The organism is Acidimicrobiia bacterium (genome assembly GCA_035651955.1).
GTDB lineage: Bacteria > Actinomycetota > Acidimicrobiia > IMCC26256 > JAMXLJ01 > JAMXLJ01.
Map to the genome: position 1 here is coordinate 40,788 of DASRES010000003.1, position 22,420 is coordinate 63,207.

Sequence of the window (22,420 nt, forward strand, 5' to 3'; positions counted from 1 at the left end):
ATGGACGTCACGCCGCTCATCCAGGCTGCCGACACGAAGATCCTGCTCGTCGTGATGGACGGGCTCGGCGGGTACGCGGACGCGCAGCACGGCACGGAGCTCGAGGAGGCGAACACGCCGAACCTCGACCGGCTCGCGGCCGAGGGCGTGTGCGGTCTGGCGGAGCCGGTCGGGCCCGGCATCACGCCCGGTTCGGGACCCGGCCATCTCGGGCTGTTCGGCTACGACCCGGAGACGTTCGAGCTCGGACGCGGCGCGCTCAGCGCGGCGGGGCTCGACTTCGCACTGCGGGCGGGCGACGTCGCCGCGCGCGGGAACCTGTGCACGCTCGCGCCGGACGGCACGATCGCGGACCGGCGCGCCGGGCGCATCCCCGACCCCGAGGCCGCCGCGGTCGTCGAGAAGCTGCAGGCCGGGGTGCGGCTGGAGGGCGCCGAGGTGTTCTTCCGCCACGAGCGCGAGCACCGGGTGCTCGTCGTGCTGCGCGGCGAGGGGCTCGAGCCGAACGTCGGCGACACCGACCCGCAGCAGACCGGTGTCGCGCCGCTCGAACCCGCGGTGCACGACCCGGGCTCGAAGCGGACGGCCGAGCTCGTCACCGAGCTGGGCGCGCAGGTGCGTCGCATCCTCGCCGACGAGCCGAAGGCGAACTACCTGCTGCTGCGCGGGTTCGACACGCACCGCGAGCTGCCGAGCTTCGCGGACCGCTACGGGCTGCGCGCGGCGGCCGTCGCGATCTACCCGATGTACCGCGGGATCGCGCGTCTGCTCGGGATGGACGTGCTCGGGCGTCCGGCCGATCTCGACGAGCAGCTCGACATCCTGCGCGACGCGTGGGACGACCACGACTACTTCTTCCTGCACCACAAGTACACGGACTCCGCCGGTGAGGACGGGGACCGCGCGCGCAAGGTCGCGGCGATCGAACGGCTCGACGCGGTCGTGCCCGCGCTGCGCACCCTGGGCGGCTCCGGGCCCGATGTCGTCGCGGTGACGGGCGACCACGCGACGCCGAGCCAGATGGCCGCGCACTCGTGGCATCCCGTCCCGACGTTGCTGTGGAGCGAGCGCTGCGGCCGCGACGAGGTCGACCGCTACGGCGAGCGCTGGTGCCTGCGGGGCGGCCTCGGCATCCGACCGATGAAGACGCTCATGCCGATCATGCTCGCCAACGCGGGCCGTCTCCAGAAGTACGGCGCGTAGCCCACTCTTCTCCCGGTTTTGTGAAGCGTCCTCCACATCATGTGTGTCTGACGCTTCCCAGAAGGCGGGCGTGGGTGCGCGCGATGCGGTTCGCGACTACCGGATGCAGACGGTCGACATCGCGCCAGACGAACCGGAGGACGGTCCAGCCGGCTTCGACGAGGTCGTTCTGGCGGGCGCGGTCACGCCGGAACGCGTCGAGCGCGACGTGCGACTCGTAGCCATCCACCTCGACCGCGAGCTTGATCTCCGGGTACGCGAAGTCGACCCGCCCGAGGAATTGCCCGCGCTCGTCGCATACCTCGTACTCGGAGTCGGCGGGCGGGAGACCGTGGGCTCGCAGTAGCGCAGCCATGCGCGCTTCGAGCACGCCCGCGGGATCGGCGCCGACGCCGCGCTCGTCGAGCAGCGTTCGCATCGTTCCCACGCCGCGGCGACCCTTGCGCGCGACGGCGCCAAGCGCGCGCCGCACCTCGGCGAGCGTGACGAGCTTCCGGCCGACGGCACGGTCGAGCGCCCGAGCAACGACCCCGAACGGCGCGACGGCACCGAGATCGACGAGCGTGCGCGCCACGGAGGTGACCGGGATCCCGTCCTGCTCAACGATCCACCGGTCGGTGAGGTCCCGCAGCCGGTGGACCACCACATCACGCGGAGCCGGGTTTCGCGCGTAGACGACCGTCAGCTCGACGCCGCAGAACTGGGTCGGGAGGATGCCCGCGAGCGTGGCCGCCGCTCGATGCGACACCGCGACCTGCCCGCCGACCGCGAGGCATGCTGCGAGCAAGTCCTGCTCCCACGTCCTCGGCGCTCCGGCGATCCGGTACACGCCTTCGTGTACGGGCTGCCAACGGCAACGCGCGAGGCAGTTGTCGATACTTCGGCGGTGGATGCCCGCGCCGAGCGCTTGCTCCCACGTCACGAGACCATGCTGATCGGCGGCGATCTTCGCGACCTTGTCCTCCTTGACGCCCAGTTGTTCTTCCATGCGTTGAGGAGACCACGGGGGTGAGACAGCGAACTCGCCCGTTCTCTGAAGCGTCAGACACGGCGGTTTCAACCGGTCGTCGCAAGAAGTTCGGTGAGTTTCTCTGCTGGTGTCTGCCAGCCGAGAGTCTGTCGCGGCCGGCCGTTGAGTTCGATCGCGATCGCGTCGAGCTGTTGCTGGGTGAGTGGCGAGAGGTCGGTGCCTTTGGGCATGTATTGGCGCAGCAGGCCGTTGGTGTTCTCGTTGCTGCCGCGCTGCCAGGGGCTGTGCGGGTCGCAGAAGTAGACGGTGATGCCGGTCAGCTGGGTGAACTCGACGTGGCGGGTCATCTCTCGGCCCTGGTCCCAGGTGAGTGACCGCCACAGGTGTTCGGGCAGTGTCGCGACGCGTGCGATGAGCGCGTCGCGGACGGTCTCGGCCCGCTGATCGGCGAGGTGTGCGAGCAGCACGTAGCGCGTCGCGCGTTCGACGAGTGTCGCGACCGCGCTTTTGTTGTCCTTGCCGACGAGCAGGTCGCCTTCCCAGTGCCCGGGGATCGCCCGATCCGCGACCTCGGCGGGCCGTTCGCTGATGTGGATCATCTCGGGGATCCGGCCCCGCCGGTCGTCGCGATGCTGGTGGATGCGCTGGGTGCGTCCGGTGCGCAGGCACCGGGCGAGCTCGCGGCGTAGCTCCCCGCGGCCTTGCACGAACAGGCTCTTGTAGATCGTCTCGTGGGAGATCCACATCTCCGGCTCGTCCGGGAACTCGTCGCGCAGCCGTGTCGCGATCTGCTGCGGCGACCACAAGCGTCGCAGGTCCTGTTCCACCCGCGCCCGCAACCGCGGGCACGCCAACTTCGACGGCTTCGGCCGCCGGGCCCGCACACACGCCCGTGCATGCGCGGCGAACGGCCGGTAACGGTGACGACCGCCGTTGGCGTGCACCTCCCGCGACACCGTCGAGGTCACCCGCCCGATCCGCCGCCCGATCGCCGCGAACGACTCGCCCAACTCCAAGCCGACACGGATCTCTGTCCGTTCCTCCAACGACAGCCGCGCCCGCGACGGCTCCCACATGTGCGGCTTCACAACCCCGCCCAAGGGCACCAAAACGTTGCTGACCGTCCCCATCGCGACATCGACGCGTTCGAGGATCTGCCCATACGTCAACCCCCGCGCCGCCAGCCTGATGATCTCCCGACGCACCCCCTCATCCAGCCGACGCCGTCCCATCCCGCAACCCCCTGATCGAATGACTCACCATGAGCCACTCACCAGCCCGTTGCGCGGACCCCTTGAAGCCGCCCACACATCGTGTGGATGAGGATTCACAAAACGATAAGGAGTGGCGCCATCCCTTCGACCGGCCGCGTCCGTATCCTCGGGTGCATGGCCACGCCAGAGGCTGCCCGTGGCACACCGGTCGGACGGCGGGTGTTCCTCGGCCTCGTGGGCCTCGGCGCGGCGGGGATCGTGTGGGGCGCCAAGGTCGACGACTTCCTCGAGCGCACCGTCGGTCAGCTCGTCTCGAAGGACGGGACGGGCATCGCGTCACTCCTGCCGTTCGGCCGGTTCCGCATCTACACGGTGACGGGTGACCTGCCGAGCCGCAGCAAGGCCGCGTGGAACCTGCGCGTGCACGGCCTCGTCAACCGGCCGTTCACGATCAACTACGCCGACCTGCGCGCCATGCCGGCCACGCACCTCACGCGCGACTTCCAGTGCGTCACGGGGTGGCGAGTGCACGACGTCGGGTGGACCGGTGTCCGCCTCGCCGACCTGCTCGACCGGGCCGGCGTGCAACCGAGCGCGAGAGCCCTCCGGCTGACGAGCTTCGACGGCACCTACACCGAGAGCCTGACGCTCGCGCAGGCGCGCCGCGCGGATGTCGTCGCCGCGTACCAGTTGGACGGGCACGACCTGTCGACCGAGCACGGCGGACCCGTGCGCCTCTACGTCGCGCCGATGTACGGCTACAAGTCGCTCAAGTGGTTGGACACGATCGAGGTCGTCGACCGCGTCGAGCCCGGCTACTGGGAGCAACAGGGCTACGACGTCGACGGCTGGGTCGGGAAGTCGAACGGTCGTGACGACCAGCCGACAAGCTGACGTCGAACGCGCCCCGACGAGCGCCGACGCGACGACGGACGTTCTCGACGCGCCCGTCGTGCGCTTCGACCGCGTCGAGCGCGTCGTGCACTGGTGCAACGCGACGCTGTTCGGCGTCCTCATGCTGACGGGGGCCGCGTTGTACGCGGGCCCGATCTCGACGCTCGTCGGACGGCGCGAGCTCGTCCGCACGATCCACGTCTACTCAGGTCTCGCGCTGCCCGTCCCGTTGCTCGTCGGCCTGTGCCTGCGTGCGGGCCGTCAGCTGCGCGCCGATGTGCGCGCGCTGAGCCGCTGGATCCCCGACGACTCGCGCTGGCTGTTCTCGTGGGGCCGCGACACGCGCGTGCGGCTCGGCAAGTTCAACCCGGGGCAGAAGCTGAACGCGACGTTCGTCGCCGCGGTGATCGTGGTCATGCTCGCGACGGGGTCGATCATGAACTGGTTCAACCTGTTCCCCACCGACTACCGCACCGGCGCGGAGTTCGTGCACGACTGGTTCGCGCTGGGGCTGTGGCTGGTCGTCATCGGTCACGTGTGGCTCGCGTTCTCCGACCCCGTCGCCCTCCACGGCATGACCGGCGGGTCCGTGACCGCGTCGTGGGCCCGGCGCCACCGGCCCCGCTGGTACGAGGAGCTGACCGGCTCGGCGGAAGGGGTCCCGAGGGCCGATCGCTAACCTCGGATCCATGCCCTCCACCTCCCCCGCTGCACGCGATCCGAAGGACGTCCGCCTCCCCAAGGACCTCCTCCCCTCCGACGGCCGGTTCGGCTCGGGACCGTCGAAGGTCCGGCAGGCCGCCGTCGACGCGCTGGCCGAGGCCGCGCCCGGCTATCTCGGCACGAGCCATCGCCGCCCGGGCGTGAAGTCGGTGGTCCACCGCGTGCGCGAGGGCCTCGGTGACCTCTTCTCGCTGCCCGACGGCTACGAGGTGCTCCTCGGGCTCGGCGGCACCACGGTGTTCTGGGACGCGGCGTCGTTCGACCTCGTGGAGCGGCGGAGCCAGCACCTCGTGTTCGGCGAGTTCTCGTCGAAGTTCACCAAGGTGACGCGCGACGCGCCCCATCTCGACGACCCCGACGTGATCGAATCGCCGACGGGAACGCACCCGAGCCCGCGCGCGACGGGTGACGTCGACACGTACGCGCTGACCCACAACGAGACGTCGACCGGCGTGACGATGCCGATCGTCCGCCCCGACGGCGCGCGCGAGGACGCGATCGTCCTCGTCGACGCGACGTCGGGCGCGGGCGGGCTACGGGTCGACCCGTCGCAGTTCGACGTCTACTACTTCGCGCCGCAGAAGTGCTTCGCGAGCGACGGGGGCCTGTGGCTGGCGCTGTGCTCGCCGGCGGCGATCGAGCGGATCGAGCGCATCCGCGAGTCGGGACGATGGACGCCGGCGTCGATCGATCTCACGACCGCGATCGAGAACTCCCGGCTCGACCAGACGTACAACACACCGGCGCTCGCGACGCTGTTCCTCCTCGCGGAGCAGATCGAGTGGATCGTCGGCAACGGTGGGCTCGAATGGGCCGCGTCGCGTTGCGACCGCTCGGCGGAGACGCTCTACGGATGGGCCGAGGCGCACCGCTACGCGACGCCGTACGTCGCGAAGCCGGATGAGCGCAGCCACGTGACGGCGACGATCGACTTCGCCGAGCCCGTCGACGCCGCTGCGGTCGCGACCGCGTTGCGTGCGAACGGGATCGTCGACACCGAGCCGTACCGCAAGCTCGGTCGCAACCAGTTGCGGATCGCGACGTTCCCGGCCATCGAGCCGGACGACGTCGCGATCCTCACGCGCGCGATCGACTACTTGCTCGACGCGCTCGGCTGGTCCTGAGCGAGCTCGCCCTGCGGCGCTTCAGGCGTTCGCGACGAGCTTGAACAGCGCGCCCGTCGGGTCCGACGCCTGTGCGAGCCGGCCGTAAGGCGTGTCCTCCGCGGGGAGGACGGTCGCGCCGCCGAGCTTGCCGATCTTCTCGAGCGTCGCGTCGGTGTCCTCGACCGCGAAGTAGACGTTCCAGTGCGACGGGACGCCGTCGGGCAGGAAGGCGGACGCGTCCATGATGCCGGCGAGCGCGCCGTCACCCTCGCCGAACGTCGTGTAGCGGAACTCGGGCGTGTCGCTCGCCGTGAAGGTGTCCCAGCCGAAGACGGCCCGGTAGAACGCGACCGACTTGTCATAGTCACGCGTGTGCAGCTCGAACCAACCGGGCGTGTTCGGCTCGGCAAGTTCGACGAACCCGGGGTGCGTTCCCGGCTGCCACGTCCCGATCGCGGCCCCGCCGACGTCGGCGAGCACCGCCATACGGCCGAGGTCGCCGACGTCCATCGCGGGCGCGTACACCTGCCCGCCGTTCGCGACGGTCGCGTCGACGGTGCGCTGCGCGTCGTCGGTCGCGAGATACACGGACCAACCGTCCGGCGTCCCCTGCGAGCCGTCGTTGAGCATGCAGCCGGCGATCGGCGCGCCGTCCTTCAGGAAGTTGATGTAGCCGCCGAACTCCCAGCCCGTCTGCTCGGACTTCCAGCCGAACAGCTCGCCGTAGAACTCGCGGGCGCGGTCGGTGTCGGACGAGAAGAGGTCGACCCAGCAGGGCGCGCCCAGCGGCGCGCCGTCACGCTTCGGCATGGCAGTGCTCCTTCGCGATGCTCGTGAGGTGTCGCCCGTTCCGACGACGCCGGGGTCACGAACTCATCGCAGCTCTCGACGAGCGCGTGCCGTCAGGCGGGTGGCCGGAAGACCTGCGTCTCCAGGCCGATGCCGCGCGGCTTGTCGCCCGCGAGCGTCACGCGGTGCATGACGCGGCGCTTGTCGCCGTAGTCGTAGATGCCGAAGTGCATGGTCGTGCGGTTGTCCCAGAACGCGAGCGTCCCCGGTCGCCAGTGGTAGCGCACGATGAACTCGGGTTGCGTCATGTGGTCGTACAGCAGTTTCAGCAGGCCCTGACCCTGCGGGCCGTCGAAGCCGGCGAGGCCGACGGTGAACTGCGAGTTGACGAAGAGGCTGCGCCGGCCCGTCTCCGGGTGGACGCGCACGACGGGATGGAAGACCGGGTACAGGCGCTCGAGCTTCTCGCCCTCCCAGACGTTGCCCTCGCCCGCCGCCACCCGCTCCGCGTAGTACGGGTCGTAGTGGATCGCCATCAGCCGGTCGCACATCTCGCGCAGCGGCTCCGCGAGCGTCTCGTACGCGGCGCGGGTGTCGGCCCACATCGTGTCGCCGCCGACGTCGGGCAGGACGACGGCCCGCAGCATCGACGCCATCGGCGGCCGCGACATGTACGTGACGTCGGTGTGCCAGAAGTTGGTGCGGTCCTTGTTGCTGTCGATGGGGAGGACCTCGGGGCGCTCCGACACGACCGGCTCGATCGGGTGGCCCTCGGTGGGCGTCCCGAACCGGCGGGCGAACGCGAGGTGGCGGTCGTCGTCGAGGTGCTGGTCGGGGAAGAACACCACGAGCCGATCGAGCCACACCTGGCGGATCGCGTCGATCACGTCGTCCGGCAAGTCCTGCGACAGGTCGACGCCGTGGATCTCGGCGCCGATGGTCGAGCTCAGGAGGCGGACGTCGAGGGCCGTGGCAACGTCGGTCATGCGTTGCATCTTGGTGCAGTAGACAGCCCGCGTCACGCCAGCCAGCCTCACGCACACCCGACGGTGGTGGTCGTGAAGCTGAACGTCCGTCCGTCGTCGGCGCGGAAGAGGGAAAGGTCGGGACGCACCAACGTCATCGTCCCGTGCAGCGCGAGCGGCGCGGGCGACGCGGCGCCCGACAACGCCCACCAATGGCGGTCGAACCACACGGGTACACGGGGGGTGCCGACCTCGACGGTCAACGGTTCGCTCGCGCCGAGCGCGACCGCGTGTCCCGGCAGGCCCCTGCACCGGCCGTTCGTGGCGCTGTGGTCGCCGCTGGAGCATGCGCCGACCGCGAGGACGAACGCCGCGCAGACCGCGGACAACCCCTGCCTCGAACGCACGCGCTAGTCATACCTGCCCGCGGCGCGCCGCACGTGCGATACGGCGGGCGTGCTGGAGCGGGGCGGGTGTGCGGGCATCGCCCGGCGATGCTTCGAGGACGACGCGCGTCGCGGTACTGGGCGTCGTCCGCCACGCGGCGTGCGCGATCACCGGGCGGGTCCCCGCTCGCGTGCGGATCCAGTGGGCGACGACCTCGCCGTCCAGCGTGAGCGGCGCGCTCGCGCCGCGCTGCTCGCCGGCGGGCATGTCGCCGTGCGCGACGAGCGCCCGGTGCGTCACACCCACGGTGGGGACGTCGAGGACGGCACCCAGGTGCAGCGCGAGCCCGGCACGGCGGGGATGGTCCAGACCGGTGGCGTCGACGAGGAGGACGTCGGGTTGCGTCGCGAGCGCACGCACCGCTGCCTCGAGGATCGGGCCTTCCCGGAGCGCGAGCACTCCGGGCTCGTACGCCGCGGGAACATGGTCGAAGACGACGGCTTCCGCGACGACCCGTCCGTCGTGCCACGCGACCGCGCCCGCCCACGCATGATCGCCGGGCGCGCCGGGGCCCTGCTCGCCCCGCGCGAACGCGACGAAGCAACCGCCGACGACGGCTGTGTCGGCCGGTGACCACGGCGGTACGTCGCGTGCGGCGCGCGCGAGCGCGTGCTGCATCTCGACGAGCGCGCCCGCGGACGTAGGCCATCCCCAACGGGAGTCGTGCACCGCGTGCATCATCGCGACCGTGGACGACGCTGCCGATGTCTGGGCCGCCGCTGACCTCGTCACCGCGATGGCCGTGCGCGTCGCGGCCACGCTCGGCCTGGCCGACCGCGTCGGACGCGACGGCGGGACCGCGACCGAGATCGCTCGTCAGGTCGACGCGGACGCCGACGCGCTCGACCGTCTGCTCCGCCATCTCGTCACGGTCGGGCTGTTCGCATACGAGCCCGACGGCCGGTACGTGCTGACCGCGCGGGGCGCGTCCCTACGCGATGGTCACCCGTCGGGCCTGCGCGATCGTCTCGACCTCGAGGGAGCGCTCGGCAGGAGCGAGGCGTCGCTCGTGCACCTGCTCCACTCGGTGCGCACCGGCGAGGCGTGCTTCCCGCTCGAGTTCGGCCACGGGTTCTGGGACGACGTCGCGTCGGACCCGCGGCGTCGCGCGTGGTTCGACGCGCAGATGGCGAGCGACGTGGCGACGTGGGCACCGGCCGTCCTCGCGTCGTACCCGTGGGGGTCCTTCGATCACGTCGTCGACGTGGGCGGCGGCGACGGGACGTTGCTCATCGCGTTGCTGCGCGCGCATCCACGCCTGCGCGGCACGGTCATCGAGCAACCCGCGACCGCGGACACCGCCCGCCGATCGTTCACGGCTGCCGGGCTCGCGTCGCGCGCGGACGCGGTCGCGGCGAGCTTCTTCGAACCGATGCCCGCGGGCGCGGACGCGTACCTGCTCTGCGCGATCCTCCACGACTGGGACGACGACTCCGCTCGCACGATCCTGCGCCGGTGCGCACAGGCCGCAGGATCAGCCGGGCGCGTCTTCGTGATCGAGAAGCCGGTCCGTGAGGGCGCGGGTGACCGCACCGCGATGGACCTGCGCCTCCTCGCCTTCTTCGGTGGACGTGAGCGCACAGTCGAGCAGCTGCGCGCGCTCGCGGGCGAGGCCGGGCTTCGGGTCGTCGCCGTGCACGGCGACGGTGACGTCGCGGTGGTCGAGATGTCCACGACCTGACTCGTGCGCGGTTCGAGCGGTCCCGCGGGACCGGCCATGTGAACGAGTCGTCGACACGAGGGGGATTCCGAGGAGATCGCACCGGCTCGCCGCTCGTTCCGCCGTAGGTGCGCACACTCGGGTCATGCCCGCGGCACCGCCCGGTTGGTATCCCGATCCGTACGGACCTCGCCCTCGCCTCCGTTGGTGGACGGGGACCCACTGGACCTGGTTGATCGCGTCGTCGTCCCCCGGCTGGCTCGGGCCCGTCGCGGTCGTGCTCCTCTTCGTGATGATCGAAGCGGCGATCACGATCGCGATGCTGGGCGGTCTCGTGCTCGATCACCTCGGATGCGGGTCGGTCGACCCGACGGACCCGGCGAACTACAGCAGCGTCGTCATTCGCAACGACACGCCGCGACCCGTCGTCGTCGGCGACTGTCGGGGTGCGTACTGCAGCGAGGTCGACGCGCTGCTCCAACCCGGTAGGTCGATCCGCGTCGACGCTGCATGCGGCGTCGCCGGCGGCGACATGACGTCGTAGCGCGTCCGCACCCCTCGGCGCCGCACGCTCGGATTCATCGCCGTGCGCACACCTCGCTAGCATGACGGGATCATCTACGACATCTCGCGCGCGTCGCCGACGCGCGACGACGCGACCTGCGGTCGCCTCGGGCCGCCCGCACCGCCCGGAACGACACGCCGAGGGCGTCACGCCGTCCTCGAGTGTTGACATCGCGTCCGACGCGACCGCGCCGAGCACTGCGGCAGCCAAGAGCTCAGTGCCCCGTCTTCCCCGGTCCCGCGGGACCGTCCAACACGCAGGTCACGCCGGTGCGTCCGCGAGAACTTCGGCGACGACGCCCAGCGCGCTGACCCGCCATCCCATTCGGCGCCAAGCCTCCGTCTCGCCGTCGAGCTCCGCGGGCACGTCGATCAGTGCTTTCCAGAGCGCCCATCCTCGGCCGCGCTCCCAGGTCGCGTCGTCGACGCCGATGGCAGCACGAAACGCGCGCCGGCTCTCGCCGTGGAAGAGCGTCCACGCGATCGCCACGTCACATGCAGGATCGCCGACCGCACAGCACCCGAAGTCGATGACGGCCGAGAGGTGCCCGTCGACCACGAGCAGGTTCGATCCGGTGACGTCACCGTGAACCCAGGTGTCCGGGCCCTCGGTCGTTGCATCGACCGCACCGTCCCAGACGGCGGACACCGCGGTCCGATCGATCGTTCCGTCGAGCGCCGCGACGACTCGGCGCGTCGGACCGTCCAACGTCGACAGCGGGCCGCCGCGGAACCACGAGTGCAGACCGGGCCGAGGTCCGCCCACAGGATCGACGTCGCGCAGCGCGGCCAGGAACCTTGCAACGTCCGACGCGAACACGCTCAGATCGCTGATCCGGTCGACCGTCGCGACATCCCCGTCGAGCCACCGGTACACCGACCACGGCATCGGAAAGTCCGCGCTCGGCACGCCTCGCGCGACCGGTTGCGGGATCGCGAACGGCAACCGCGGCGCGAGCAGGGGCAACCATCGATGCTCCTTCTCCACCTGCGCCGCGTAGCAGTCCGCGCTCGGCAGTCGCACGGACAGCGAGTCGCCGAGGCGGTACGTCACGTTGTCCCAGCCGTCGGGATCGACGCGGCGAAGCGGCAGGTCTGCCCACTGCGGGAACTGAGCCGCGAGCAGCCGGCTCACGACCGGGGGCGTCGCACGCATCGAGTCCACGACGAGACTGTGGCCGCGCGGAGGCGTGCGACGAAACCGAAATCCGACCGCGTTGACGATTGCCCGGCGCGCGGGCGATCCTCCCCGCATGCTTCCCGTGCCGGACGGCCTCGTCGCCGTCGTCAAGCGGGACTGCCCGACGTGCAACCTCGTGGCGCCCGTCCTCGCCGAGCTCGCCCGCGACGACGAGAAGCTGACCGTCGTCTCCCAGGACGACCCCTCGTTCCCCGACGGCATGACCGTCGTCGACGACCGCGATCTCGACGTGTCGTTCGCCCTCGACCTCGACACCGTGCCGACGTTGCTGCGCGTCGAGAACGGCGACGAGATCGGGCGCGTCGTCGGGTGGAGCCGCGACGCGTGGCAGGAGTTCACGGGTCACGACGCGCTCGGCGACGGGCTGCCGGAGCACCGGCCCGGGTGCGCGTCGCGCACGCAGGACCCGGCGATCGCCGAGGCCCATGCCGTCGCGCAGATCACGCCGAGGTTGCGATCGCGCACCGTGACGCTCGGCTCCGACGAGGACGACGCCGAGGCCTGCTTCGCGCGCGGGTGGACGGACGGCCTTCCCGTCGTCCCCCCGACGCCCGAGCGCGTCGCGCGCATGCTGATCGGGACGACCCGCGCACCTGAGGACGTCGTCGCGGTCGTACCGCCGGACCTCGTCGAGTGCACCGTCGAGAAGGTCGCCGCGAACGCCGTGATGGCGGGCTGCCGGCCGGAGTACCTCCCGATCGTGCTCGCCACCGTCGAGGCCGCGTGCACCGACGAGTTCAACATGCACGGGCTGCTCGCGACGACGTGGTTCGCGGGCCCGGTCGTCGTCGTCAACGGGCCGGCCGCACGCTCGGTCGGCATGAACTCCGGCGTCAACGCCATGGGGCAGGGGAACCGCGCGAACGCGTCGATCGGCCGCGCGCTCCAGCTCGTCGTGCGCAACGTCGGCGGCGGACGGCCGGGCGAGATCGACCGCGCGACGCTCGGCCAGCCGGGCAAGTACACGTTCTGCTTCGCGGAGGACGAAGCCGGCTCGCCGTGGGAGCCGCTGCACGTCGAGCGCGGCTTCGGACGCGACACGTCGACCGTGACGCTGTTCGCCGGCGAAGGCCCGCGCGGGATCATCGACCAGCTCTCCCGCGAGCCGGAGTCGCTCGCCCGGAGCTTCGCGTGGTGCCTGCGCACGACGACACACCCGAAGATCGCGATCGCGTTCGACGCGATGCTCGTCGTCTCGCCCGAGCACGCGCGCGTCTTCCGTGAGGCCGGCTGGACGAAAGCGCGGTTGCACGAGGAGCTGAACGCGCTGCTGCAGCTCGACGGCAAGGACATGGTCCGCGGCGCGGGTGGGATCGCGGAAGGTCTGCCCGAGGTGCTCGCCGACGCGACGTTGCCGAAGTTCCGCGACGGCGGGCTGCTGATCGTGCATGCGGGCGGTGGTGCCGGCTTGTTCTCCGCGATCATCGGCGGGTGGGCGAGCGGCGCAGGCGGCAGTCAGGCGGTGACACGGGAGGTCGGTACGTGAGCCAACGCGTGTTGCTCGATCCGACGGGCGAGCTCGCACCCACGACGCGTGCACGCGCGGCGCGGCCGGCGTCGCTCGACGGGAAGGTCGTCGGCCTGCTGGACATCGCCAAGGCGCGCGGGAACGTGTTCCTGGACCGCGTCGAGGAACAGCTCGCGGGACGGGGGCTGACCGTGAAGCGCTTCGCGAAGCCGACGTTCACGAAGCCTGCGCCCATCGACCTCCGTCACGAGATCGCGACACAGTGCGACGTCGTGATCGAGGCGCTCGCGGACTGAGGCTCGTGCACGTCGTGCAGTGTGCACGACATCGTCGATCTCGAGAGTCGGGGCCTGCCGTCCGTGATGATCGCGTCGTCGGCGTTCGTCGACGCCGCGAGCGTGCAGGCGGACGCACTGGGTGCCGACCCGGCCCGCGTGTTCGTCCCGCACCCGATCCAGGACCGCACCGACGACGAGGTCCGGGCACTGGCCGACGGCGCGATCGATGACATCGTGCGTAACCTCACGGCCGGCTAGCGGGACGACAGGAGCGCCGAATGCTGTTCGTGCACGAGGTCCACCGGGTCGCGGGCGCACGCGAGCACGAGTTCGAGACCGCGTACCGTGAGGGCTGGATGCCGGCGCTCGCGCGCGACGACGACGCACGGCTGCTCTACTTCCTGCACCACGCGCACGGCAGCGGGCGCGCGTACGTCGTCGTGACGATCACCGTGGTGCGCGACGGCGCCGCGTATCAGCGTCTCGTCGAGCGCGTGCAGACCGGCGACCTGCGCGAGTGGGCGGCCGCGATCGATCGGAACCGGCACGGCGTCGACGGAAAGGTCCTCGTCCAGGTTCCGTGGTCGCCGATGCACGCGCTCGACCTCGCGACGATTCCCGTCGAGGGAGGCGAGCGCCCGCTGTCCTTGTTCATGGAGGACACCGCGTGGCCGCACGAGGCGATGCTCGACGAGTACTTGACCGCCGCGCACGACCACTACGCGCCGAGCCTCGCCGAAGGCCGTCACGGGGGGCGCGCGCTGCTCGAGCTGCAGGCCGTGTTCCAGACCGCGTGGGGTTCGGGTCGCCGGCGCGAGGTCGTGCTGTGGCAGAAGGTGATCGAGCCGTCGCGCATCTCCGGGCTGCTCACGACCGAGATCCCGGCCGAGCATCGTGGGCCGGGCACCTGGATGCACGACGCGCTGCGCGTGCGCGACGACTGGGAGAGCCGACTGCTCCGCACGTCTTCGTGGTCACCTCTCTGCTGAGCACTTGAGCACCCGCCCGACCGTCGTCATCCTGCACGGGCAACCGGGCAGCGCCGTCGACTCCGTGCGGCTGCGGCGCGCGCTCCCGTCGTCGGTCGACGTGCTCGCGCCCGACCGCCCCGGCTACGGCGCGAACCCGTCGCCGCCGACCGGGTTCTTCGGGAATGCATGCGCAGTGGTCTCGTTGCTCGACGACGCGGGGATCGCCGCTGCGACGCTCGTCGGCCACAGCTGGGGTGGCGGGGTCGCGCTCGCGGTCGCGCAGCGGTTCCCCGAGCGCGTCGACTCGCTCGTGCTCGCCGCGTCGGTCGGTCCGGACTGTCTCAACTGGGTCGACCGTGTGCTCGCCATGCCGGGTGTCGGCGAGGTGCTGGTCGCGCCCGCGTTCGTGCTCGGTGGGCAGCTCGCGCGCCGGCGCCTGCGGCGCGCGGTCGGTCTCGATGCGATCGACGACGACGCGCGGCGCGCCGCGGAGGCGTCGATCGCCGGCGCGCAACGGCGGCCGACGTGGCGCAGCTTCCTCGTCGAGCAACGCGCGCTCTACACCGAGCTGCCTGCGGTGAACGCCTCGTTGCGCGACGTGCGCGCACCGACCGCCGTCGTGACGGGAACTCGAGACCACTTCGTACCGGCCGCGACGGCCGGCATGCTCGCCGACGCGATCCCCGACGCGCAGCTCGTCGAGGTGGACGGCATCGGTCACCTGCTCCCGGTGCGCGCGCCCGCCGCGCTGGCGCGCGTAGTGCTGGAGACGATCGAGCGCGCTCGGCGTTGACGCGGTCAGTGGATGACGGCAGCTGCGCGTTGCGCGTCGGCCTTCGAGTTCACGAAGGCGCGTCGGGAAGGGCGGCGGGAGGAGCGCGACGCGTACGCGTTCGACGCCTTCGTCCGCGTCTTCCAGGAACACGACCAGCAACCGGATGACGGCACGAACAAGCGCCGGCATCGCTGCCCGTCGTACCTGTCGATCCTCCGCCTCGACTACGAAGCGCTGCTGCGCGGCTACCTCGCCGGTGACGAGCTGTGCGAGATCGCCGGGCTCGGCCCCGTCCCCGTCACCACCGCGCGAACGCTCCTTGGCGACAGCATCCTCAAGCTCGTGCTCACCAAGGGTGAGGACGTCGCCAACGTCACCCACCTCGGGCGCGGCCCGAAGATCGCGCAGAAGATCGCCTTGCTGTGGCAATCACCGTGTTGCAGCGTCGACGGCTGCACCCGCACGCGGATCGAGTTCGACCACCGCGAACCTCGGGCGAACACGAGGCACACCAGGCTCGACGAGCTCGACGCGCTCTGCGCGTTCCACCACCACCTCAAGCACCGCGACGGCTGGGCCCTCGTCGACGGCACCGGCAAACGCCCCATGGTGCCGCCCGACCACCGGCACCACCCCAAGAACCGGCCCAAGGCCGACACCGGATGACCGCGATCCCGGAGTTCACGGACCCTCGCCTGGTGGCCGTGTACGACGCGCTCAATCAGTACCCGCGCAAGACGCAGCCCGAGTTCTACGCGCAGCTCGCGCGCGACGTCGACGCACGTCTCATCGTCGACCTCGGGTGCGGCACCGGGCTCATCACGCGCGCCCTCGCCGCTGCGGGCCACGGCGTCATCGGCGTCGATCCCAATCGGCTCATGCTCGACGTCGCGCGTCGCGGTCGACACGGCGATCACGTGCGCTGGATCGAGGGCGGCGCACACGACATCGGTGTGACCGGCGCCGACCTCGCGATCATGACGGGTCACGTGGCGCAGTTCTTCGTGCGCGACGACGAGTGGAGCAGCGCGCTCGACACACTCCGCGCTGCCTTGCGCACCGGTGGGCGGCTGGCGTTCGAGACGCGCAACCCCGGCGCACGCGAATGGGAGCACTGGACGCGGGAGCGAGCGCGCACGGTCGTCGACCCGACGGCCGGCCCGATCGAGACGTGGACCGACGTCCACGACGTCCGCGCCGGAGTCGTCTCGTGCACGACCCACTACGTCTTCGCGGCGAGCGGCGAGGAGTTGGTGTCCCCGGTGCAGCTCCGCTTCCACACCCGCGACGAGCTCGCCGCATCGCTTGCGGCCGCGGGGTTCGAGCTCGACCACCTGTACGGCGACTGGGACCGGCGACCGGCCGGCCCGACGACACCGGAGCTGATCGTCGTTGCGACTACATCTCGGTGAGGGACTCCCAGCCGGCGGGCGGGGCGGCGAGGCGCCAGCACTGCTCCGGGACGGGCGCGGCGAGGCGGTCGTGGACGCACCAGTCGGCCTCGAGCGCGAGGAGCTGCGAGGCGTAGTGGGACATCGCGGCGAGCTTCCGGTCGAGGCCGCGGTCGACGATCGGCGCGACCGGCGTCGGCCACAGCCGGGCCCGGAACATCTGCGAGACGCGCCACGCGAGCATCCCGGGGATGTGCTTGTAGCCCTGGTCCTCGTAACAGAACCACGACGGCTCCGGGAACCGCTCGCGGACGATGCGGGCCGCCTGGTGCGTGACGTCGTGGTCCGGGTTGGCCAGACCGAACGGGATGAACACCGCGGTCGGGTTCGCGGCGCGCATCGCGGCTTCGAGCGTCGCGACGATCGCGCCGGGCTGCACCCACTCGTCGCGAGGCAGGTACTGGTGCTCGACGTGATCGAGCCAGACCGGTGTCGCGCCGAGCTCCGCGAGCGCCTTGCCGTCCTCGTCACGGCGCGCGGCGATCACGTCGTCGCCCGTGTGGAACCCGGCCAACGTGTCCCAGCGCGTCATCGGGTCGGGGTACTCGGGCGGCTCGCCCGCGAACACCGTCACGACCGTCGCGCCGGGATGCGCGGCCATGAACTGACCGAGACCGAGCACCGCGTCGTCGAGGTGCGGCGACACCACGACGACGCGCTCGAGCTCCGCATCGGTCACCATGCCCCACTCCCGCATCGGGGCGTCCTCGGCTCGCACCATGGCCGTGGAGCATGTCACGCACCGACGGCCGCGTCATCTGAACAAAAGTTCGCTAGACTAAGTACTTGTGACGACGACCAGGCCGTCGACCCGGACGTCATCGGAGCTCGCGGCGCGACTGCGCCTCGTCGTGACGCGCTTGTCGCGACAGCTCCGGCAACGGGCCGAGATCGGCATCAGCCCGACGCAGATGTCCGCGCTCGCGGCGATCGAGCGTCACGGCTCGATGACGCTCGGCGAGCTCGCCGCGCACGAACGCGTGCAGCCGCCGAGCATCACCGCGGTCGTCACCCGGCTCGAGGAGCAGGGACTCGTCGCGCGACGCCCCGACCCGAACGACCGTCGCGTCGCGCGCGTCGAGGCGACCCGGGACGGCCACAAGCTCGTCGCCCGGAGCCGCAGCCGCAAGGACGCCGAGCTCGATCGGCGGCTGCGCGCGCTGACCGATGACGAGCGCGCGACGCTCGCCGACGCGACCGAGATCCTCGAACGGTTGGTCGAAGCCGAGCAGGAACCGGACTAGGTGTGCTGCCCCGCCACGTTGTTGACACGGCTGATGGGCGGACGGCCGTTGAGGGCGGTGTGGGCGCGGTGGTGATTGTAGAGATGGAGCCATCGTGCGAGCGCGGCGGTGCGGGCGTGTTCGCTGCGGTAGACGCGCACGTAGGCCCATTCGTCGACGAGTGTGCGGTTGAACCGTTCGACCTTGCCGTTCCAGGCGGGCCGACGTGGCGGGAGCCGATGGTGGCGGGCGCCAGTGGCGGTGATGGCCGCGCTGAACGCGTGGGCCTTGTAGCAGGAGCCGTTGTCGGTCTGGACGAGCTCGACCGTGACTCCGTGCTCGGCGAACCATGCGTGCGCGCGGTGCCAGAACGCGATCGCGGTCGCGGCTTTCTCGTCGGCGAGGACTTCGCTGTAGGCGAGGCGGCTGTAGCTGTCGATCGCGGTGTGGATGAACGCGTACCCGACCATGGTCGTGCGGTGATGCACGACGTTGCCGCGTCCATGCGCCCGCCAGCCGCCGCCGGGTGGGATCCGACCGAGTTTCTTCACGTCCATCTGCACCTGCTCACCCGGACGGGTATGGGTGATTCGACGCCGGATGACGGTGCCGGTCGGGCGGTCCATCCAGGCGAGACGGTTCAGCCCGCGCCGGCACAACACGCGATGCACCGTCGAGGTAGGCAGCTCGAGGATCCCGCCGATACGAGCTGGGCCGAGCTTGCGCGACCGTCGCAACTGCTCGACGCGTCGCTCCACGCGCCGCGGTGTGCGCGTCGGACTGCGACGCGGTCGGCTGGGGCGATCCGCCAGGCCTGCGTTCCCGAAGCGGCGCCACCGTCCCCACCACTTGTAGGCCGTCTGTCGCGAGATCCCCATCTCATCGGCGACATGCGCAATCGGCCTGCCCTGCTGGATACGGTCGATCAGCAGCCGGCGACCATGCACCGTGAGTCGAGCGTTAGCGTGCACCAGAGCCTCCCGAGGTTGGGCGTGTGTGTTGGCACCCACACCCTCCCTCGGAGGCTCGTTTCATTCGCGGATCTCGGACGTGTCAACAACGTCCGTGGTCAGGACAACTAGGGACTCCAGCTAGACCGACGACTGCCACGGCGGGCCGCCGGGCACGCCGATGACCGAGCCGTCGTGCTGCAGGAAGGCGAGCGCCTGTGCGCCGACCCGCGGCTCCTGGCTCCCCTTGCCGTGCGGGTCCTGCCCGTACTGCGGGCCAGCCGGGGGCAGGTCGGTCGTCGGCGGAGGCGGGTTCCCGTAGTCCCACATCACCAGCGCGGACCCCGGCCACGGCAGACGGGGCGCTGTCGCGATGCCCCAGAACGGCACGACGTCCGTGCTGCGGCCCGGCGCGAGCCCGGGGACGACGAGTGGGACCCCCGCGGTCCGTGCCTCGGTCTCGGTCGCGATGTTCGCGACCTGGTGGTCGCCGAACGCCTCGATCATGAGCACGGTGTGGTTCGGCGTGCGCGGGTACGGGTCGCGCACGAGGTGCTGCGCGTAGCCGTCTCCCTCGCCGCGGTCCCACAGCATCTGGTCGAGCGCCTGGACGAACAGCTGGTCCAGCGCGTCGGGGTACGCGGCCTTCGCGATCACCGAGTACTGCGTGTAGTCGACGCTGCGGTCGAGCAGCGTGGAGTAGTTCATGCCCGGTACGCCGAGCACGGCGCGCGTCCACTCGGTCGAGATCGCGGTCGCGGCGCCGCCGATGATCCCGCCCTGGCTGTTGCCGTTGAAGAACACCTCGCCGGTCGCGAGCACCGGCTTCCCGCCCGCCCGGAACGCCGAGTTGCCCGCGAAGCCGCGCGGGTCCTTCATGAGCCGGGCGAGGAACTGGAAGTCGAGGATGCCCTGCTGCAGGCGGTCGGCGAGGGTCGGGAAGCGCGACGCGTCCTGCAGGACCGCGACGACGTTCCCGACGTCGCCGCTCGACATGCCGATCCAGTCGGTCGCGCACTCGACCGCGTCCCCCGCGTTCGCGAGCGCAGCGAAGGCCAACACCTCGCTCCTGCTCCCGAGCAGCCCGTGGCCGTAGACGATCCCCCGCCCAGGTCGCGTCGTCGCGGCGCGCGGCACGATGCAGAGGTACGGCGCGTGGTACACGCCGTTGCGGACGGGCAGCCCGTCCGGACCGTCGACGAAGCGGGTTCCCGGCTCGCCCGCGTCGCTGAGGTACAGCGGGACGGCGAACGTCCCGGACACGACGCGCAGCAGGTTCGGGTTCGGCGCCTCCTGCACGGAGTCGACGGTGAACGACGGCACGCCGCCGTGCAACGACGCGAACGCGTCGTCACGGATGTGCAGCAGCCGCTCGCTCAGGCTCCGCTCGCTCGCGATCGTGAAGTCCCACGCCAGGTACAGATCCGAACGCGCGACATCCGCCCGGGCCAGCGTCCGGAACACGGACTCCAGGTGCGCACGCCGGCCCTCGACCGTCGGGATGAACGTCGGGATCCGGTCGCGGTAGAGCTGGAAGGCGCGGCTCGCGGCGATCGGCGCGCCCGACGTGTCGACGAGGTGCCGGAACGCGACGACGTAGCGGTGACCCTCGAGGAAGTTGCGCGCCGGCCGCACGATCAGCGCGCGCTGCGCGTCGTTCGGCGCGTTGGCGTCGAGCTCCGCGAAGTACGGCCAGTGCGCGCCGGTGTCGGCGTCGACGAGCACGATCGGCGCGTCCGGCGCGAGCGAGTGTCCGATGTCGGTGACGTTCGCGATCCCAGACCGGGCGGGATCGACGCCCGGGATCTGGACGAGGATCTCGCTGCCGGGGCTGAACCCGTCGTTGCGGTTCCACTCCGTCGGGTCGACGTGCACCCCCGCGGTGTTCGCGGGGAGCGACGCGGCCGTGAGGTTCACGCGCCGGCCGGTGTCGGTGTGGTGGTCGGGCACCGTGAACCAGTCGTCGGGGAACGGCAGCATGCAGCGGCTCTGCCCGAGGAACTCGCACCCAGGCGACGCGCTGACCGCGGGCTCCCAGGAGACGACGACGGAGTCGCGCCCATGACGGCCGGCGGACGCGTCGATGCGGTCGATCCCGGGGACCAGGTCGGCAGCCTGCAACGTGCCGCGCAGGTGGTCGCCCTGGCGCGCGAGGCGGGCGGTCACGTCGTGCACGACGCCACCTGCGCCCGTCACGGTGACGCGCACGGAGTCGCGACCGGTCTCGACGTCGACGGGCAGCACGCCGTTCGCAGAGACCTGCGTGTGCGTGGCCGGGGCGTCGATCTCGACGCGCCCGCGGTGCCGTGCCGACGCGTACGCGGGCACCGCGGTCAGCGGAACGAGCGCGAGCGCGGCCAGAAACGTTCCGAGTCGTCGCACGAGTCGGAGCGTACGGATGGCCGCGCGCGAGCGTCAACGAACGCCGATGCGGAGCGCGTGCACGAGGTCGTCCCACAGGTCGTCGACGTCCTCGCACCCGACGCTCATGCGCAGGAGCTCGGGTGGTGTGAGGTCCTCGCGCGCCCACCGCCGCCGGCGTTCGAGCGTCGTCTCGACACCACCGAGGCTCGTCGCGTGCACGATCAGACGGGTCGAGCGCGCGACCGCCTCGGCCGCATCGGCCCCGCCCCGCACCTCGAACGCGAGCATGAAGCCGGTCCCCGCCATCTGCGCGCGCGCCCGGTCGTGCCACGGATCGCCGGCAAGGCCGGGGTAGCGAACGCGCGTGACCGCGCCGTGGTCACGCAGGCGGCACGCGAGCTCGAGCGCGTTCGCCTGCGCACGGTCCATCCGCACCGACAGCGTGCGCAGCCCGCGCAGCGCGAGGAACGTCTCCATCGGGCCGGGGATCGCGCCGTGGAGGCTCCGCCGCTGGCGCAGCGCGTGCTCGTGCGCGGCGCGCGTGACGACCGAGCCGAGGACCACGTCGGAATGACCGGCGAGGAACTTCGTGACGCTGTGCACCACGATGTCCGCACCGAGCCGCAACGGGCGCTGCACGAGCGGTGTGCAGTACGTGTTGTCGACCGCGACGAGCGCGCCCCGCTCGTGCGCGCCCGCGCTCAGCGCGGGCAGGTCGGCGACGTCCATCTTCGGGTTCGTCGGCGACTCCACCCACAGCAGCGCCGCGCCGGTGCACGCGTCGAGCACGGCGTCCGTGTCGGTGATGTCGACGAGCCGGGGCTCCCACCGTCCCGGCGCGGCCTCCTCGATCAGCGCCCGGGTACCCGTGTACCCGTCGACGGGCAGCACGACCGGCGCGCCGACCGGCAACGTCTCGAGCACCGCCGCCACCGCTGCCATCCCGGACGCGAACGCGAGCGCGCGCCCGTCCTCGAGCGCGCCGATCGCCTCCTCGAACGCGTCCCACGTGGGGTTCCCGTCGCGGCCGTACGCGACGGGACCGCCGGCGTGGTACGTGGAGGAGAACACGACGGGCGGGTTCAGCGGCCCGTCGGGGACGTCGGCCGGTCGCCCCGCGGTGACGGCCAGCGTCGCGGGCGAGAGCGGGCGGCGTGCGTGGGGCAGGCCCAGCGATGTCATGTCCCGCTGATAGCAGATCCCG

At 71.4% G+C, this 22,420-nt stretch carries 24 protein-coding genes; 13 read left to right on the forward strand and 11 right to left on the reverse strand.

The window, feature by feature from the left end:
* Positions 1-1,203, forward strand: a complete 1,203-nt coding sequence (locus tag VFC33_01125; protein HZR11825.1) for a 2,3-bisphosphoglycerate-independent phosphoglycerate mutase — start codon at positions 1-3, stop codon at positions 1,201-1,203.
* A gap of 37 nt (positions 1,204-1,240) precedes the next feature.
* On the opposite strand, the gene VFC33_01130 is transcribed toward VFC33_01125, so the two are convergent.
* Positions 1,241-2,191, reverse strand: coding sequence for a type IV toxin-antitoxin system AbiEi family antitoxin domain-containing protein (locus tag VFC33_01130; GenBank protein ID HZR11826.1), 951 nt, complete (start codon positions 2,189-2,191; stop codon positions 1,241-1,243).
* Between the two features lie 68 nt (positions 2,192-2,259).
* On the reverse strand, positions 2,260-3,378 hold the full coding sequence (locus tag VFC33_01135; protein ID HZR11827.1) for an IS30 family transposase: 1,119 nt from the start codon (positions 3,376-3,378) through the stop codon (positions 2,260-2,262).
* A gap of 183 nt (positions 3,379-3,561) precedes the next feature.
* Between VFC33_01135 and VFC33_01140 the strand changes: the two genes are divergently transcribed.
* From VFC33_01140 to serC, 3 genes are read left to right on the forward strand one after another with little or no spacing between them, the layout of a single operon-like run.
* On the forward strand, positions 3,562-4,281 hold the full coding sequence (locus tag VFC33_01140; protein ID HZR11828.1) for a molybdopterin-dependent oxidoreductase: 720 nt from the start codon (positions 3,562-3,564) through the stop codon (positions 4,279-4,281).
* Positions 4,259-4,960, forward strand: a complete 702-nt coding sequence (locus VFC33_01145) for a cytochrome b/b6 domain-containing protein (GenBank protein ID HZR11829.1) — start codon at positions 4,259-4,261, stop codon at positions 4,958-4,960. Before VFC33_01140 ends, VFC33_01145 begins: the two co-directional genes overlap by 23 nt.
* 10 nt (positions 4,961-4,970) lie before the next feature.
* A complete protein-coding gene (gene serC / locus VFC33_01150) occupies positions 4,971-6,128 on the forward strand; it encodes a phosphoserine transaminase (GenBank protein HZR11830.1) in 1,158 nt (385 codons plus the stop codon).
* A gap of 21 nt (positions 6,129-6,149) precedes the next feature.
* Here serC and VFC33_01155 read toward each other — a convergent pair whose 3' ends face one another.
* From VFC33_01155 to VFC33_01170, 4 genes are all read right to left on the reverse strand, one after another.
* Positions 6,150-6,920 (reverse strand): VOC family protein, encoded by a 771-nt coding sequence (locus VFC33_01155; protein ID HZR11831.1) that lies wholly within the window; start codon positions 6,918-6,920, stop codon positions 6,150-6,152.
* A gap of 92 nt (positions 6,921-7,012) precedes the next feature.
* Complete coding sequence (locus tag VFC33_01160) at positions 7,013-7,885, reverse strand: TauD/TfdA family dioxygenase (protein HZR11832.1); 873 nt, start codon at positions 7,883-7,885, stop codon at positions 7,013-7,015.
* A gap of 47 nt (positions 7,886-7,932) precedes the next feature.
* Positions 7,933-8,271, reverse strand: a complete 339-nt coding sequence (locus VFC33_01165; protein ID HZR11833.1) for a hypothetical protein — start codon at positions 8,269-8,271, stop codon at positions 7,933-7,935.
* 7 nt (positions 8,272-8,278) lie between these two features.
* Positions 8,279-8,980, reverse strand: coding sequence for an endonuclease V (locus VFC33_01170; protein HZR11834.1), 702 nt, complete (start codon positions 8,978-8,980; stop codon positions 8,279-8,281).
* Positions 8,981-8,999: 19 nt separating this feature from the next.
* On the opposite strand from VFC33_01170, the gene VFC33_01175 reads away from it, so the two are divergent.
* Together VFC33_01175 and VFC33_01180 are read left to right on the forward strand one after the other, a co-directional pair.
* The gene (locus VFC33_01175) at positions 9,000-9,992 is read left to right on the forward strand and encodes a methyltransferase (protein HZR11835.1); all 993 of its coding nucleotides are present in this window, start codon (positions 9,000-9,002) and stop codon (positions 9,990-9,992) included.
* 124 nt (positions 9,993-10,116) lie between these two features.
* Positions 10,117-10,515 carry a DUF2510 domain-containing protein gene (locus VFC33_01180; GenBank protein HZR11836.1) on the forward strand — a complete coding sequence of 133 codons (399 nt, stop codon included), beginning with the start codon at positions 10,117-10,119 and terminating at the stop codon, positions 10,513-10,515.
* A 282-nt stretch (positions 10,516-10,797) separates the two neighbouring features.
* On the opposite strand, the gene VFC33_01185 is transcribed toward VFC33_01180, so the two are convergent.
* On the reverse strand, positions 10,798-11,691 hold the full coding sequence (locus VFC33_01185) for an aminoglycoside phosphotransferase family protein (GenBank protein ID HZR11837.1): 894 nt from the start codon (positions 11,689-11,691) through the stop codon (positions 10,798-10,800).
* A gap of 97 nt (positions 11,692-11,788) precedes the next feature.
* Here VFC33_01185 and VFC33_01190 point away from each other — a divergent pair, with 97 nt between their 5' ends.
* The 6 genes from VFC33_01190 to VFC33_01215 are packed head-to-tail and all read left to right on the forward strand — an operon-like array spanning position 11,789 to position 16,640.
* Complete coding sequence (locus VFC33_01190; protein ID HZR11838.1) at positions 11,789-13,222, forward strand: thioredoxin family protein; 1,434 nt, start codon at positions 11,789-11,791, stop codon at positions 13,220-13,222.
* A complete protein-coding gene (locus VFC33_01195; protein HZR11839.1) occupies positions 13,219-13,740 on the forward strand; it encodes a UGSC family (seleno)protein in 522 nt (173 codons plus the stop codon). Before VFC33_01190 ends, VFC33_01195 begins: the two co-directional genes overlap by 4 nt.
* Before the next feature lie 20 nt (positions 13,741-13,760).
* Positions 13,761-14,471 (forward strand): hypothetical protein, encoded by a 711-nt coding sequence (locus VFC33_01200; protein HZR11840.1) that lies wholly within the window; start codon positions 13,761-13,763, stop codon positions 14,469-14,471.
* A gap of 4 nt (positions 14,472-14,475) precedes the next feature.
* Positions 14,476-15,246, forward strand: coding sequence for an alpha/beta hydrolase (locus VFC33_01205; GenBank protein HZR11841.1), 771 nt, complete (start codon positions 14,476-14,478; stop codon positions 15,244-15,246).
* Between the two features lie 12 nt (positions 15,247-15,258).
* Entirely contained in the window at positions 15,259-15,894 is a 636-nt protein-coding gene (locus VFC33_01210; GenBank protein HZR11842.1) for a hypothetical protein, read from the forward strand.
* Positions 15,895-15,926: 32 nt separating this feature from the next.
* Entirely contained in the window at positions 15,927-16,640 is a 714-nt protein-coding gene (locus VFC33_01215; GenBank protein ID HZR11843.1) for a class I SAM-dependent methyltransferase, read from the forward strand.
* Here the strand turns inward: VFC33_01215 and VFC33_01220 are convergent.
* Positions 16,627-17,400, reverse strand: coding sequence for a PIG-L family deacetylase (locus VFC33_01220; GenBank protein ID HZR11844.1), 774 nt, complete (start codon positions 17,398-17,400; stop codon positions 16,627-16,629). The genes VFC33_01215 and VFC33_01220 overlap by 14 nt on opposite strands.
* 67 nt (positions 17,401-17,467) lie before the next feature.
* Here VFC33_01220 and VFC33_01225 point away from each other — a divergent pair, with 67 nt between their 5' ends.
* Complete coding sequence (locus VFC33_01225) at positions 17,468-17,923, forward strand: MarR family transcriptional regulator (GenBank protein ID HZR11845.1); 456 nt, start codon at positions 17,468-17,470, stop codon at positions 17,921-17,923.
* Here the strand turns inward: VFC33_01225 and VFC33_01230 are convergent.
* From VFC33_01230 to VFC33_01240, 3 genes are all read right to left on the reverse strand, one after another.
* Positions 17,920-18,876, reverse strand: coding sequence for an IS481 family transposase (locus VFC33_01230; protein ID HZR11846.1), 957 nt, complete (start codon positions 18,874-18,876; stop codon positions 17,920-17,922). The genes VFC33_01225 and VFC33_01230 overlap by 4 nt on opposite strands.
* A gap of 117 nt (positions 18,877-18,993) precedes the next feature.
* Positions 18,994-21,234, reverse strand: coding sequence for a hypothetical protein (locus VFC33_01235; protein ID HZR11847.1), 2,241 nt, complete (start codon positions 21,232-21,234; stop codon positions 18,994-18,996).
* 33 nt (positions 21,235-21,267) lie between these two features.
* A complete protein-coding gene (locus VFC33_01240) occupies positions 21,268-22,398 on the reverse strand; it encodes a PLP-dependent transferase (protein HZR11848.1) in 1,131 nt (376 codons plus the stop codon).
* Between the last annotated feature and the right edge of the window lie 22 nt (positions 22,399-22,420).

Coding starts and splice junctions, on each gene's coding strand:
- VFC33_01125 (HZR11825.1), top strand. CDS start 1: ATGGACGTCACGCCGCTCATCCAGGCTGCCGACACGAAGATCCTGCTC.
- VFC33_01130 (HZR11826.1), bottom strand. CDS start 2,191: ATGGAAGAACAACTGGGCGTCAAGGAGGACAAGGTCGCGAAGATCGCC.
- VFC33_01140 (HZR11828.1), top strand. CDS start 3,562: ATGGCCACGCCAGAGGCTGCCCGTGGCACACCGGTCGGACGGCGGGTG.
- serC (HZR11830.1), top strand. CDS start 4,971: ATGCCCTCCACCTCCCCCGCTGCACGCGATCCGAAGGACGTCCGCCTC.
- VFC33_01155 (HZR11831.1), bottom strand. CDS start 6,920: ATGCCGAAGCGTGACGGCGCGCCGCTGGGCGCGCCCTGCTGGGTCGAC.
- VFC33_01160 (HZR11832.1), bottom strand. CDS start 7,885: ATGACCGACGTTGCCACGGCCCTCGACGTCCGCCTCCTGAGCTCGACC.
- VFC33_01180 (HZR11836.1), top strand. CDS start 10,117: ATGCCCGCGGCACCGCCCGGTTGGTATCCCGATCCGTACGGACCTCGC.
- VFC33_01185 (HZR11837.1), bottom strand. CDS start 11,691: ATGCGTGCGACGCCCCCGGTCGTGAGCCGGCTGCTCGCGGCTCAGTTC.
- VFC33_01190 (HZR11838.1), top strand. CDS start 11,789: ATGCTTCCCGTGCCGGACGGCCTCGTCGCCGTCGTCAAGCGGGACTGC.
- VFC33_01200 (HZR11840.1), top strand. CDS start 13,761: ATGCTGTTCGTGCACGAGGTCCACCGGGTCGCGGGCGCACGCGAGCAC.
- VFC33_01210 (HZR11842.1), top strand. CDS start 15,259: ATGACGGCAGCTGCGCGTTGCGCGTCGGCCTTCGAGTTCACGAAGGCG.
- VFC33_01220 (HZR11844.1), bottom strand. CDS start 17,400: ATGGTGCGAGCCGAGGACGCCCCGATGCGGGAGTGGGGCATGGTGACC.
- VFC33_01240 (HZR11848.1), bottom strand. CDS start 22,398: ATGACATCGCTGGGCCTGCCCCACGCACGCCGCCCGCTCTCGCCCGCG.